Genomic DNA, 13959 nt, shown 5'->3' on the forward strand with positions numbered 1-13959 from the left:
TGGGTGGATCGATTCCGGTCGACGTCGGAGGAACGTGGGACCGTGGACCGGCTCGGCCGCCGCCTGCCGGGTGGCCCCGCTCACCGGGGCGGTTCCGCTCGCCGGTGCGGGCGCCGCCGCGACATCAGGTCCACTGTGCGCACCAGCTGGCCAGGCCGGTGACTCACCTCGACTGGCACGTCCGGCGACGACTCGACTCCGGTCCTCCCGGTGTCGTCAGTCCTGGTGACCGACGCCCTCCCGACGGTGCCATGTATCGAGAATAGCGTGACTAGCAAGCTCCTGACCAGGGCGAATAACTCTGAGTATTGGCAACGATGCGCAGGGTGTGAGTCGCTGCCGACTCTGGCCGGATGACACCGGCCCGCCGCCGGAAGATCCTCAGTCCTGTGTGACCGGCAACCAGACCACCGACGGCCGCTGCGGGTCGTGGAAGATCCACCGTTCGCTGCTCCGCAGCCGCGCGGCGGTACCCAGCGGCTCACCAGATCCCGGGTTCCTCGCCCACCGCGGATGCGCGCCACCGCTGACCTGCACCCGTAACCGCTCTCCTGCTGCCAGCCGGCAGGCGGTCGGCCAGAGGGTCACCGGCACCCGGACCACCTCGCCGCCCGCCTCGCCATCCACCCGGGACAGACCATCACAGATGTTCCAGGATCTACCGCGCAGGTCGACGCGGCACAGCCGGACGAACACGTCGAAGTACGCGACGCTGCAGCGGACGTACACCTCGGCCGTCACCGGGCCGATCAGCTCCACCGGCCGGTCCAACGGCCCGCTCGTGTAGGTCAGCACGTCCGGGCGGGCCTCCAGCCCCCGGTTGTCGCGCACCCCGGCGTGCTGGGCGATCAGCATCGGCCCGCCCACCGCCGGAGTCGGTGCGGCCGGGTCGTAGCGGTGCCGGTCCGGCGCCGACCGGGGCGGCACCGACCGGCCCAGCCGACCGCCCGGCCACAGGTACCACCCGGTGGTCGTCACCGGCGGCGGCCAGTCGGCGAGGTCACGCCACCCGGCCCCGGCGACGTGCACCCGCACCGGCCGGTGCCCGGACGCGGCGGGCCCCTCGCCGAAATGGGTCGCGAAGAACTCCGCCGCCTCCCGGTACGCCGTGACGAACAGTCCGGGACTGCCGTGCGTCCACGGCCCGACGATGAGCCGGGGCCGCCGGCCGGCCGCCCGCAACGCCGCGTAGTCGGCCAACTGGGCCGGCAGGAAGATGTCGTGCCAACCGGTCACCATCGACACCGGGGCCCGGACCTGGGCGACCTCGCGGTGGAAGGTGCGGGGCAGCCAGTACGGTGCCGCCGGACGGTGCTGGGTGAGCCACTCCTGGAAGAACGGCACGGTGGCGCCGGTCGCGACCCGGTCGGCCTCGGCCAGTGGCAGGTGCGCCAGACCTGCGGTCAGCCGGGGCAGGCCACGGCGTAGCTCACGCTGGCGGCTCAGCCACGGCACCTGCTGGGCCGACATCAGCTCCGCCCAGGTCAGCACCGTGTCCAGCGAGAAGCCCCCGCCGGCGTACGTGGAGTCGCGGGTCTGCGCGGCGGTGACCACCGCGACCATCGCCCGCAGGTCGTCGCCGGCGTGGGCGGCCGTGGCCCACTGCCCGAAGCCCTGGTAGGAGATGCCGAAGGTGCCGAGCCGGCCGTCGTACCAGGGTTGCCGGCGCAGCCACTCCAGGGTGTCCAGCCCGTCGGCCTGCTCGTGCAGCAGCGGCTCGAACAGCCCGTCGGACCCGAACGTGCCCCGGCAGGACTGGACGACGCAGTGCCAGCCACGGCGGGCGAACAGCAGACCGAGCAGCCGGACCGGACCGCCTCGACCGTACGGGGTCCGGATCAGCACGGTCGGCGCGGTGCCCGCACCCACCGGCCGATAGTGGTCGGTCCGCAGCCGCAACCCGTCGCGGGTCCGCACGGCGAGGTCGCGCCGGATCCGCACCCGCGACGGACCCCCGGTTCCGAACCGCCGCAGGCCCGGGATCCCGAACCGCCGCAGGCCGGCGACACCGTGCCGCCGATCGGGCCGGCCGCCGGCTACGCCGTCAGCGCCCACGGCCACCGTCCCGGGCGGCCGCGCGCACCTCGTCTCGGTGCTCCCGGGTTGACTCGCCCATCGCCGTCAGGAACCGGCGGACCGTCTCCAACTCGTCGTCGGTGAAGTCGGCCATCACGGCGTCGGTACGCCGGCCCAGCGGGGCGAAGAACTCGCGGGCCAGGGTGGCACCCTCGGCCGCGTACCGCAGCCGCACCTTGCGCCGGTCGTCCGGGTCCCGGTCGCGGTAGAGGTGTCCGGCCCGCTCCAGCCGGTCCACCAGTGCGGTGACCGAGCCGGAGGTCAAGTTGAGGTGTGCGCCCAGGCCGCCCGGGGTAATCGGTTCGCCGCTCTGTTCGGCGTCCATCACCGCGATCAGCGCCTGCAGGTCGGTGGCGTGCAGGTCGTGCAGCGCGGCGAAGGCATGACCGACGTGGCCGGCATCGACGGTGTAGCTGCGCAACCGGCGGATGATCTCCGCCACCACCGCTGGCCGACCGCTCGGCCGGGTCCCCCATACACCGGCGCCCACCGTGTGCCCTCCGATCCATGTCCTGACACGACCCTATCCCAGCCCGGCTATAGTCTTGATGAACGAGATACTGGATGGCCGTGAGATTTGGTACCCGCCCAATCGGCGACGAACGAGGTGCAAACATGCCCACACCGCTCGGCACCCGGCTCACCGGCATCATCTGCGGCCGGTGGACCGCCTGGCTGGTCCTGCTCACCGCAGCGGCCTTCTCCGCCGTGGTGATCGGCTTCGCCGGTGACCCCCGCACCGGTGACGACCCCACCGGGGCGCTGCCCGACTCCGCCGAGTCCGTCCAGGTCGCCGAACTGCGCCGGCAACTACCCGGCGGGCAGCTCAACCCGGCCCTCGTCGTCTACTCCCGCGGCGGTGCCCCGCTGACCGCCGACGACGACGCCGCGATCACCGCCGACCGCGCGGCCTTCGCCCGCGACGCCGTCGGCGACGTCGGCCCACCGGTGTACGCCCCCGACCGCACCGCCGCCCTGGTCGCCGTCCCACTACCCGCCGAGATCGACATCGAACGCCTCGGCGAAGTCGTCGACCGGCTCCGCGCCGAGGCCCGCGCCGGACTTCCCACCGGCGCCAAAGCCGAACTCACCGGCGGTGCCGGCTTCACCGCCGACGTCGCCGCCGCCTTCGACGGCGCCAACGTCACCCTGCTCGCCGCCACCGTCGCCGTCGTCGCCGCACTGCTGCTGATCACCTACCGCAGCCCTTGGCTGTGGCTGGTGCCGCTCGCCGTGGTCGGCACCGCCGATGTGGTCAGCAACGGACTCATCGCCATCGTCAGCCGCGCCGTCGACCTGCGGATCGACCCCTCCACCACCGGCATCGTCGACGTCCTCGTCTTCGGCGCCGGCACCAACTACGCCCTGCTGCTGATCGCCCGCTACCGCGAGGAACTGCGCCGCGAACCCGACCGCCGCCGAGCCCTGCGCCGCGCGCTGGGCTCCGCCGGGCCGGCGATCACCGCCAGCGCCCTGACCGTCGTGCTCAGCCTGCTCACCCTGCTCGCCGCCGTACTCGCCAACGACCGCGCGATCGGCGTCGCCGGCGCCGTCGGCATCACCACCGCCATGCTGTACGGCCTGATCGTGCTGCCCGCTGCCCTGTCCGTCTGCGGACGTGGCCTGTTCTGGCCGTTCGTCCCCCGCCCCGGCCAGCCCGACCCCACCCGCAGCGGCATCTGGGCCCGGGCCGGCGCCCTGGTCAGCCGCCGACCCCGCACCGTGCTCGCCGGGTCACTGCTGCTGCTCGCCGTGCTGGCCACCGGCCTGCTCGACGCCCGGATCGGGCTGAGCAAGACCGAACAGTTCCGGGTCAGCGCCGAATCCATCGACGGGCTGGCCACCCTGTCCCGGTCCTTCCCACCCGGGGCCGCCGACCCGGTGATCGTCGTCGCCAATGCCGCCCAGGCACCCGCGGTGCTCGCCGCCGCCGAAACGGTCGACGGAGTCACCAGCGCCCGACCGGCTGGCGGCACCGACGACCTCGCCGTCGTCGAGGTGGTGCTACGCGCCGAACCGGACAGCGCGGAAAGCTACCGCGCCATCCGGGACCTGCGGGCCACGCTCGACTCGGTACCAGCCGCCGACGCCCTCGTCGGCGGCTCGGTGGCCGCGAACCTGGACACCCGCGACGCCGCCCTGCGTGACCTGCGGGTCGTCGTCCCACTGGTGCTCGTGGTGGTGCTGGCGGTGCTGATCGTGCTGCTCCGGTCGATCGTCGCGCCGCTGATCCTGGTCGGTACGGTCGTCGCCACCTTCTTCGCCGCCGTCGGCGCGGCTACCACCCTGTTCACCCAGGTGCTCGGCTACCCGGCGCTGGACACCAGCGTGCCGCTGCTGGCGTTCCTGTTCCTGGTCGCCCTGGGTGTCGACTACAACATATTCCTCACCACCCGGGCCCGGGAGGAGGCGGCCGTCGACGGCACCCGGCAGGGCATGCGGACCGCGCTCGCCGTCACCGGCGGGGTGATCACCAGCGCCGGCATCCTGCTCGCCGCGGTCTTCACCGTCCTCGGCGTGCTGCCGCTGGTCACCCTGACCGAGATCGGGGTGATCGTCGGGTTCGGCGTACTGCTCGACACGTTGCTGGTCCGGACGCTGCTGGTGCCGGCGATCGCGATGGTGCTCGGCCGACGGTTCTGGTGGCCGAGCGCGCTCGGCCACCACCGCGTCCCGGAGCCGGTGCCGGTCAGGGCCGACCCGACGCCGAAGCCGGCCAGGGCCGACCCGATGCCGGGCCGGCGCGCCGATGCCGGAGGATAGGAGCATGCAGACCCGCTCCGATCTCCGTAACGTGGCCATCATCGCGCATGTCGACCACGGCAAGACCACGCTGGTTGACGCGATGCTGCGCCAAGGCGGCCAGCTGCACGCCCGCGCCGAACTGCCCGACCGGGCGCTGGACTCCATGGACCTGGAGCGCGAAAAGGGCATCACCATCCTGGCCAAGAACACCGCGATCAGCTACGTGCCCGACCAGGGCGACCCGGTCGTCATCAACATCATCGACACCCCGGGGCACGCCGACTTCGGCGGCGAGGTGGAACGCGGCCTCACCATGGTCGACGGCGTGGTGCTGCTGGTCGACGCCAGCGAAGGGCCGCTGCCGCAGACCCGGTTCGTGCTGCGCAAGGCACTGCAGGCCCGGCTACCGATCATCCTGGTGATCAACAAGGTGGACCGGCCGGACGCGCGGATCAAAGAGGTCGTCGACGACACCTACGAACTCTTCCTCGACCTCGACGCCGACGAGGCCCAGATCGACTTCCCGATCGTGTACGCCTGCGCCCGCGACGGCGTCGCCTCGCTGACCCAGCCGGCCGGCGGCGCGGTGCCGGACGACAGCGACAACCTGGAGCCACTGTTCCGTACCCTGTTGGAGACGATCCCGGCACCGGCCTTCGACCCGGAGGCGCCGTTGCAGGCGCACGTGACCAACCTCGACGCCTCGCCGTTCCTGGGCCGGCTGGCGCTGTGCCGGGTCCGGCAAGGCACCATCCGCAAGGGCCAGACCGTCGCCTGGTGCCGCACCGACGGCAGCCTGCAGAAGGTCCGCATCTCCGAACTGCTGATGACCGAGGGACTGGAACGCAAGCCCGCCGAGGCCGCCGGCCCGGGCGACATCATGGCGGTGGCCGGCATCCCGGACATCATGATCGGCGAGACCCTGGCCGACGCGGACGACCCCCGCCCGCTGCCGTTGATCACCGTCGACGAGCCGGCGATCTCGATGACCCTGGGCACCAACACCTCACCGTTGGCCGGCAAGGTCAAGGGGTCGAAGGTGACCGCCCGGCTGGTCAAGGACCGGCTGGACCGGGAACTGATCGGCAACGTGTCGCTGCGGGTGCTGCCCACCGAACGCCCGGACGCCTGGGAGGTGCAGGGCCGTGGTGAGCTGGCGCTGGCCATCCTGGTCGAGCAGATGCGCCGCGAGCAGTACGAGCTGACCGTCGGCAAGCCGCAGGTGGTCACCCGGGAGATCGACGGACGGGTCTGCGAGCCGGTGGAGCGGCTGACCATCGACGCCCCCGATGAGTACCTGGGCGCGATCACCCAGCTGCTGGCCACCCGGAAGGGCCGGATGGAGCAGCTGGTCAACCACGGCACCGGTTGGATCCGGATGGAGTGGCTGGTACCGGCCCGCGCGCTGATCGGGTTCCGGACCGAGTTCCTCACCGAGACCCGCGGCACCGGCATCCTGCACCACGTCTTCGAGTCCTACGAGCCGTGGTTCGGCGAGCTGCGGACCCGGCCCACCGGATCACTGGTCGCCGACCGGACCGGCGTGGCGACCAGCTTCGCCATGTTCAACCTGCAGGAACGCGGCTCGCTCTTCGTCGAACCGGGCACCCCGGTGTACGAGGGCATGCTGGTCGGCGAGAACTCCCGCGCCGACGACATGGACGTCAACATCACCAAAGAGAAGAAACTGACGAACATGCGTTCGTCGACCGCCGACGAGTTGGAGCGGCTGGTGCCGCCCCGCAAGCTCTCCCTGGAGCAGGCGCTGGAGTTCTGCCGCGAGGACGAGTGCGTCGAGGTCACCCCCGAGGCGGTACGGTTGCGCAAGGTGATCCTCGACCAGACCGCACGGGCCCGGGCGGCGGCCCGCCGCAAGCACCAGAGCTGAACCGCACTGCCGGTGGGAGCCCTCGGCACGGGGGTTCCACCGGCGGTGTCGGTCACTTGACGATGTCGGCGAGCTCCCGCTTACGGTCCCGGGACGTCTTGACCAGGCTGGCCACCGTGGTGACCAGCAGGGTCACGAAGATGACGGTCAGCGACAGCCAGATCGGGATGTGCGGTGCCCAGCCGACCGGATCGCCACCGTTGACGAAGAACAGGGTGTTGTCGGCCAACGCCTCCAGCACCAGCTTCACCCCGATGAAGCCCAGCACCACAGCCAGGCCGTAGCTGAGGTAGACCAGCCGTTCCAGCAGGCCGCCGAGCAGGAAGTAGAGCTGCCGCAGCCCCATCAACGCGAAGACGTTGGCGGTGAAGACCAGGTACGGCTCCTGGGTGATGCCGAAGATCGCCGGGATCGAGTCGAGCGCGAAGATCAGGTCGGTGACGCCGATCGCGATCATGACGATCAGCATCGGCGTGAACATCCGCCGGCCGGCCTCGGTCTCCGTGGTCAGCCGCCCACCGTCGTACGAGCCGGAGACCGGCAGCACCCGCCGGCTCCACCGGATCACCGCGTTCTCGGAGAACTCGTCGGTCGTCTCGGGCTGGCGTAGCTGACCGATCGCAGTGTAGATGAGGAAAGCGCCGAAGATGTAGAACACCCAGGAGAACTGGGAGATCAGCACGGCGCCTGCCGCGATGAACCCGCCTCGCAGCACCAGCGCCAGCACGACGCCGACCAGCAGCACCTTCTGCTGGTACTTCCGGGGCACCACGAACCGGCCCATGATGATCACGAAGACGAAGAGGTTGTCGACGGAAAGGCTCTTCTCCGTGACGTAGCCGGCGAAGAACTCGCCGGCGTACCGCCCGCCGGACGTGGCCCACACCCCGAGGCCGAAGATCACCGCGAGCACGATGTAGAAGACGGTCCAGCCGGCTGACTCGCGCATGCTCGGTTCATGCGGCCGCCGGACGATGATCAACAGGTCGGCGATCAGCACCGCGGTCAGTACGACCAGGCTGACCAGCCAAACCCAGGCTGGGATGTTCACTCGGACCTCCGGCAGACACAGGGCACCGCCGACCGGAACCGGGACGGGCTGCCCCGGTCTTCGTGGAGATGCGCACAGCAGTGACTGACGGAGGTCTCTTCCGCCACCATCCACCGAACTGTCTGCTTCGGGGACGACGACCGCAGGTGCCGGGTCGGTCCACCATGCGGTCCAACCGTGCTGACGACACCAGCGCGAGGGAATACTCCCCTCCTCCTGCGTCATTGTCGCGCAACTACCGGGCAAACGACACACCGGGCGGGTCACCGGTGACGACAAGCACAACTTCTGAAGGCGTCCTAGGAGGCTAGATGGTTCTCGAAGCGGTGGCACGCCGGCCTCAGCCGGCCCCTCGGGCCGGTCCGGGCGCAGCCGTGTGGCAGGCTGCCGCCATGGTGCTTGAGATCGCGCTGGTCGATGTCCAGCCCGGCCGGGAAGCCGACTTCGCCGCAGCGTACGCTGCCGGCCGCCACCTGCTGGCCACCACTGACGGCTGCCGGTCGGTGCGGATGACCCGGGGGGTGGAGAGTCCCAGCCGGTTCGTACTGCTGGTCGAATGGGACTCTGTCGACGCGCACGAGCAGAACTTCCGCGCCACCGACCGGTACCTGCGGTGGCGGGAACTGATCGGTCCGTACTTCGCCGCGCCGCCGGTGGTCGAACACTTCGTCGACCTGCCGGCGTGACCCGGACCCTGCCGGTGTCCGGCCGGTCCGGAGCACGTCGGAGCCCGCGGTGCGGATAGAGATCGTGACCGCTGGTAGCCGGGGCGACGTCGCACCGTACACCGGGCTGGGGCAGGCACTGCTCGCCGCCGGCCACCGGGTCACCGTGACGACCCACGGCACCTTCGACGCGCTGGTGACCGGCAGCGGCCTCGACTTCCGGCCGCTGCCGGGTGACCCGTACGCCGCCCAACTCACCCCCGGCGGGCGGCGGCTGCACCGGCTCGGCGGTGGGCTGCGCGGCACCGCCGAGTTCGTCCGGCAGGGCCGGCGCTACCTCGACGACCTCGCGACCGGGCTGGCCGACGTCGGCACCGACGCCGATGTGCTGCTGCTGGCCACCACGACCGCGCCGCTGGGCTACTCGGTGGCACAGCGACACGCGATCCCGAGCATCGGGGTCTTCCTGCAACCGGTCGCACCGACCGGCGACTTCCCGCCGGTGCTGCTCGGCGACCGGTCCTTCGGGCCGGTCGGCAACCGGGCGCTGGGGCGTGGCGCCGAGGCGGCCAGTGCCCGGGCGTACGACCACTCCTCGCGGCGGCTGCGCCACCGGCTCGGCCTGCCGCCGGTCCCGCTGGCCGCTCTGCTGCGGCAGGCCAGGCGCTCAGGCTGGCCGGTGCTGCACGGGTTCAGTCCGAGCGTGCTCCCCCGACCAGCCGACTGGCGCCCCGGGCTGGAGGTCGTCGGCTACTGGTGGCCGGCCACCGATCCGCACTGGACTCCCCCGCCGGAGCTGACCGGATTCCTGGACGCCGGCCCGCCGCCGGTGCTGATCACCTTCGGCAGCATGGCGGTGCTCGACGCGTCACTTCCGACACTGATCGGTACGGCGCTGCGCCGGGCCGGCGTACGCGCGATCGTGCAGGCCGGTTGGGGCGGGCTGCGGGTCGGCTACGACGGCGCCCGCCCAGTCAGCGACGACGGCGTCCTCGCGGTCGGCGACGTACCGCACGACTGGCTGCTGCCCCGGGTGGCGGCGGTGGTCCACCACGCGGGAGCCGGCACCACCGCCGCAGGGCTACGGGCCGGGGTGCCGGCGGTGACCGTGCCGCTCATCGCCGACCAGCCGTTCTGGGCCGCCCGGCTGACGCGTCTCGGAGTCGCCGCCGAGCCGCTGCCGGCCCGACGGCTCACCGCCGACCGGCTGGCCGACGCCATCCGCACGGTGCTCGACCGGCCCACGTACGCCGAACGGGCCCGGCACCTCGCGGCCCGGATTGCCGCCGAGGACGGGCACGCCGCGGTGCTGCACGCCGTCGACCGGGTCACCCGCCGCTGACCGGATCCGCAGCGGCGCCCGGCCCGGCCACCCCTGCGACCTCCGACGCCGTATCGGGGAGGCGTGCGGGATGCGTTCCAGGACGCCGCCGGCGAAGACGTCGTACAGCGGCAGCTCCCGCAGATGCACGTAGCCGATGTGACAGTCGCACGAGACCAGTGGGCAGGGGCGCGGGCGCAGTGCGGCCCGGTAGGAGCCGTCGTAGAGGTTGCCCAGCGGTTCGGCGACGAAGTGGCACCGGCGTACCGTGCCGGACCCGTCGACCGAGACCACCGACTCCCCGGTGCGGCACGACCGCCCGGCCGACGGGTGCGGGTGCACGCTGTAGCCGAACAGCGGGTCGAGCTCGGTCCACGCCCGCTGCTGGGCGGAGTCGTAGCGGTGCCCGTCGGCGGCGTTGACCCAGAGGTAGACCTCGGCCGGCAGCGCGGCCCGCAGCGACCGGGCGGCCGCCAGGTGCTCGGGCAGGCCGACGACCCCTACCGAGAACCGCACCCCGGCGGTACGCAGCGTGCCGCAGCGGCGCAGGAAGACCTCCCGGTCGACCTGGCCCGGGTGGTACGTGGCCCAGAACGCCAGCCGGCGACGCTGGTCGGTGTCGGCCTCGGCCAGAAAATCCAGCCGGGCGGCCAGGTTGGTCTGGATCGCCACCCGGCCCACCTGCGGCAGCCCGGCCAGCCGCAGCAGCGCCCGCCGGTACCAGGATCGGGTCAACGCCTCGCCCCACGGGGTGAACAGCACCGAGATCCGATCGTCGTGCGGATTACGCACGGCCCAGTCGACGAACCGGTCGAGCGCCACCCGGTCGGTGCGCAGCGTTGCCGGGTCGTCGCGGCGCTTGGCGAACGGACAGTACGGGCAGTCGTAGTTGCAGCTGGCCAGCGGACCCCGGTAGAGGATGCTCAGGTCCATCCGGCTCACCGGGCCGGCAGGCCGGCCATCGCCGCCCGCACCGGGGTCGAGACCAGCCACGGGCCGATCGCGTCACTGCGGGCCAGGCCCGCCGCGGTCAGCGCCAGCCTGTCCGGGGTCACCGTCAACCAGCCCCGGTCGACCAACGTCGCCAGCTGCGGGAAGTCGTCGACGGCCCGGGTGGCGAACCGCGCCGCGTACGCCGCCTGGTCGCATCCGTCGGCGCGCAGCAGCGAGGTGATCAGCCAGCGCCGACGCTGTTCGTCGCGGTCCAGCCGGAAACCCACCTCGGCGACGTCGAAGTCGGGCTCCGGCCGGCGCAGGTAGTCGACGATGATCGCCCGCACCTGCCCGACGGAGACCGCGTAGTCGAACGAGTAGTGCAGGTCGCTGGTGTAGGACCGGGCGCCGCAGCCGAGTCCGACCATCCCGTCCTCCTGGCAGGAGTACGCCGGGGCGTCGACGACCGGCAGCGCCGCGCGACGGAAGTGCCGCATCGACAGTTGCCGGTAGCCGGCGGCGCGCAGCCGGTCGACGCCGTGCCGGTACAGCGTCTGCCGTTGCGCGTCCCACTGTGGATCAGGCAGGTCGGCCGGGGCGCGGCGGGCCAGGCCGGTCAGTGGGCGGACATAGAGCGGGTAGAGGTAGATCTCCTCCGGCTCCCAGCGCAGCGCCGCGTCGAGCGACTGTGCCCAGGTGGTGTCGGTCTGGCCGGGGATGCCGTAGATCAGGTCGATGTTCAGCTCCGGGATCGGCTGGTCCCGGATAGCGGCCAGGGCGCGCTCGACCTCGACGCGACGCTGCGGCCGGCCGGCGGCCCGTGCCTCGGCGTCGAGGAAACTCTGCACCCCGATGCTGATCCGGGTGGTGCCGCGGGCGGCGAGCACCGCCAGCCGGTCCGGGGTGGCGGTGGCCGGTGAGGTCTCCACCGCCGTCGGCACGCCCGCCGGCCGGAACCTGTCGACCAGGTCGAACATCGTCGACAGCTCGTCCGCGTCCAGGTAGGTCGGCGTACCGCCGCCGACGGCGACCCGGGCGAACCGGGCGTCGTCGCCGAGCGCGGCGGCCACCCGTACCGCCTGGCGGCGCAGCTGGTCGAGGTAGGCGGCCACCTGCCCGGCCGGCGGGTTGGCCCGGGTGAACAGGTTGCAGAAGCCGCAGCGCATCTCGCAGAACGGCAGGTGCAGGTAGAGGAACAGCTCCGTGCGGCGCTGCCCGGACCAGACGTCGACCAGCGCGGGACGCGGCCGCAGCGGCCGGTACGCCGTCTTGTGCGGATACCCGTACAGGTAGCCCTGGTACGGCGAGGCGTCCAGGGCGGCGACGGTCACGCCGGGTCCGGTGTCGCGGCGTCGGACCAGGCGCCGGGGTCGATCACGAAATCGGCGTACGGGACCGTCCACACCACCTCGTGGCCGACCCGGTGTCCGCTGTGTCCGTCCTCGCCGTACGCGGTGCCGTGGTCGGCGCAGATGATCGTCAGACAGGGCCTGCCCCGTGAGCTGGCCATGGCGAACAACCGGCCGATGTGCCGGTCGACGTACTCCAGGGCGGCGGCGTGGCTGTCCCGGTTGTCGCGTTCGGTGCCCGGCAGGTAGTGCCGGTTCGGCTGGTGCATGGCGGCCACGTTGACGAACAGAAACAGCGGCTGGTCAGCGGGAACGGCCGGGACGACCTCGGCGATCCGGTCCAGCTGGGCCTCGAAGCAGCCGGGCGCGGTCACCCCGAACGCCGACTCCCAGTGCGACTCGGCGAACAGGCCCGGCAGGGTCGCGCCCAGCGGCGAGGAGCGGTTGAAGAACCCGACCCCGCCGACGCACACCGTGTGGTAGCCCTCCTTGCGCAGCGCGGTGACCAGGTCGGGTGCGTCGAAGACCCAGGTGTGCTCGTCGGTGGTGGCGCTGCCGGGGAAAGCCGCGGCGAACATCCGGGGGTGGCTGCCCGGTTCGGCCGGGGTGGGCAGGAAGCCGGTGAAGAACGCCTGATGTGCGGCGTACGTGAAGCTGGCCGGGCTGTGCCGGCGTTGCCACTGCCCGTCCGGTAGCGCGCGGGCCAGCTGCGGTGTCCGGCCGGCGGCGAGCAGCTCGACCGCCACGTCATAGCGCAACGTGTCAAGCGTGACGAACAGCAGGTCGTGGCTGCCGATCAGGTCCTTCATGCCGACCTCCCCATCGCGGCCGTGGTCCGCCAGGCGGCGAACCGGCCGGTACGTATGGCATGCAGCTGGGCAGCGTAGCTGTCCCGCCCGGCAGCGTCGCACACCGTGGGGAGCAGATCGCCGAAGGCGTTCACCTCCGCCACGGCGTGCCGCCGCCAGTCACTGCCGATCATCAGGTCCACTCCGACGTGCAGGCTGCCGGTGAAGCAGCGCGCCGCGCGTACACAGTCGGCCAGCGCCGCCGCCCACCGGCGGGGGCCGAACGCCGCCCGTACCGCCGCCGGGTCACCGCGCCGGTTGCCCAGGTGCAGGTTGGTCAGCGGACCGTCGCTGCTGCGCACCACCAGGTGGCCCGGCTCACCGGCGATCACCAGCACCCGCAGGTCGACGACCCGGCCGTGCAGGCCGGCCTTCGGGAACCAGCGCTGCACCAGCAACCCGTCCGGGGCCAACCGGTCCACGATAGAGGCGACCTCCCGCTCGGTACGGTAGGTCCGCACCCGCAGCGAGTTGAACAGCCGCCCGTCGTCGGTCAGCTCAACCGAGGTGACCGCCTGCGTCCGCCGGCCGTGCGCGTGCAGGGCGAGCACCCCGGACGCCGACGACCCGTGCACCGGTTTGACGAAGACCCGGGCCCAGCCGGCGTCGGACAGAGCGGTACGCAGCTGCGCCCAGTCACCGGGTGCGGTGTCCAGGATGGCCGGCTGGGCCACCCCGGCGGCGGCCAGCCGCCGGTGCCCGGCGCGTTTGTCGAACAGCACGGCGATGTCGGCCGGGTCGTTGAGCAGGGTCGCGCCGGCCCGCCGGGCGGCGTCGGTGAGCCGGCCCAGGGCGGCGCGCAGCCCGGCGTACCAGGCGGCACCGCCGCTGATCTCGCCGTGGTCGAGCGGTCGGCCGGCGCCGCGCAGCAGCCGATCCACCTCGGAGTCCTCGCCGGGCGAGTCGATCCGTACCGTCGCCCCGCCGGGCAGGGCGACATCCTCCCCGGCGGCGAGCTTCCGCCAGGGCAGCACCCGAACCCGCAGGCCAGCGGCGTGCGCGGCGGTGCGGAACGCCCCGACCCGCCGGTTGCCCGGGTTGCCGACCACGACCAGCGGCGTGGTGTGGCTCATCGGGTGAGGT

The 13959-nt window shown here is 72.3% G+C and carries 10 protein-coding genes and 1 pseudogene; 4 read left to right on the plus strand and 7 right to left on the minus strand.

From position 1 onward, the window contains the following. Nucleotides 1–381: 381 nt before the first annotated feature. Nucleotides 382–1998, minus strand: a complete 1617-nt coding sequence (locus O7610_RS09835) for a CocE/NonD family hydrolase (protein ID WP_281555622.1) — start codon at nucleotides 1996–1998, stop codon at nucleotides 382–384. 46 nt (nucleotides 1999–2044) lie between these two features. Next, nucleotides 2045–2566: a MarR family winged helix-turn-helix transcriptional regulator gene (locus tag O7610_RS09840; protein ID WP_281550433.1), complete on the minus strand. Its 522-nt coding sequence runs from the start codon at nucleotides 2564–2566 to the stop codon at nucleotides 2045–2047. Between the two features lie 125 nt (nucleotides 2567–2691). On the opposite strand from O7610_RS09840, the gene O7610_RS09845 reads away from it, so the two are divergent. Then, the gene (locus O7610_RS09845) at nucleotides 2692–4839 is read left to right on the plus strand and encodes an MMPL family transporter (RefSeq protein WP_281550434.1); all 2148 of its coding nucleotides are present in this window, start codon (nucleotides 2692–2694) and stop codon (nucleotides 4837–4839) included. Nucleotides 4840–4843: 4 nt separating this feature from the next. Next, on the plus strand, nucleotides 4844–6709 hold the full coding sequence (typA, locus tag O7610_RS09850) for a translational GTPase TypA (RefSeq protein WP_281550435.1): 1866 nt from the start codon (nucleotides 4844–4846) through the stop codon (nucleotides 6707–6709). A gap of 52 nt (nucleotides 6710–6761) precedes the next feature. Here the strand turns inward: typA and O7610_RS09855 are convergent, their stop codons facing one another. Continuing rightward, the gene (locus tag O7610_RS09855) at nucleotides 6762–7760 is read right to left on the minus strand and encodes a TerC family protein (protein ID WP_281550436.1); all 999 of its coding nucleotides are present in this window, start codon (nucleotides 7758–7760) and stop codon (nucleotides 6762–6764) included. Nucleotides 7761–8152: 392 nt separating this feature from the next. On the opposite strand from O7610_RS09855, the gene O7610_RS09860 reads away from it, so the two are divergent. Both O7610_RS09860 and O7610_RS09865 read left to right on the plus strand, forming a co-directional pair. After that, nucleotides 8153–8446 carry an antibiotic biosynthesis monooxygenase family protein gene (locus tag O7610_RS09860; RefSeq protein WP_278169981.1) on the plus strand — a complete coding sequence of 98 codons (294 nt, stop codon included), beginning with the start codon at nucleotides 8153–8155 and terminating at the stop codon, nucleotides 8444–8446. Nucleotides 8447–8495: 49 nt separating this feature from the next. Continuing rightward, the gene (locus O7610_RS09865) at nucleotides 8496–9767 is read left to right on the plus strand and encodes a glycosyltransferase (RefSeq protein ID WP_281550437.1); all 1272 of its coding nucleotides are present in this window, start codon (nucleotides 8496–8498) and stop codon (nucleotides 9765–9767) included. A gap of 78 nt (nucleotides 9768–9845) precedes the next feature. Here O7610_RS09865 and O7610_RS09870 read toward each other — a convergent pair. The 4 genes and pseudogenes from O7610_RS09870 to O7610_RS09885 form a co-directional block, all read right to left on the minus strand. Further along, nucleotides 9846–10679 (minus strand): annotated as a pseudogene (locus O7610_RS09870) (STM4011 family radical SAM protein); the annotation flags it as partial. Between the two features lie 5 nt (nucleotides 10680–10684). Then, complete coding sequence (locus tag O7610_RS09875; RefSeq protein ID WP_281550438.1) at nucleotides 10685–12010, minus strand: STM4012 family radical SAM protein; 1326 nt, start codon at nucleotides 12008–12010, stop codon at nucleotides 10685–10687. After that, a complete protein-coding gene (locus O7610_RS09880) occupies nucleotides 12007–12837 on the minus strand; it encodes an STM4013/SEN3800 family hydrolase (protein ID WP_281550439.1) in 831 nt (276 codons plus the stop codon). The genes O7610_RS09875 and O7610_RS09880 overlap by 4 nt, the downstream gene beginning before the upstream one ends. After that, on the minus strand, nucleotides 12834–13949 hold the full coding sequence (locus O7610_RS09885; protein WP_281550440.1) for an STM4014 family protein: 1116 nt from the start codon (nucleotides 13947–13949) through the stop codon (nucleotides 12834–12836). The genes O7610_RS09880 and O7610_RS09885 overlap by 4 nt, the downstream gene beginning before the upstream one ends. Between the last annotated feature and the right edge of the window lie 10 nt (nucleotides 13950–13959).

The organism is Solwaraspora sp. WMMA2065, from assembly GCF_030345075.1.
In the GTDB taxonomy this organism is placed as follows: domain Bacteria; phylum Actinomycetota; class Actinomycetes; order Mycobacteriales; family Micromonosporaceae; genus Micromonospora_E.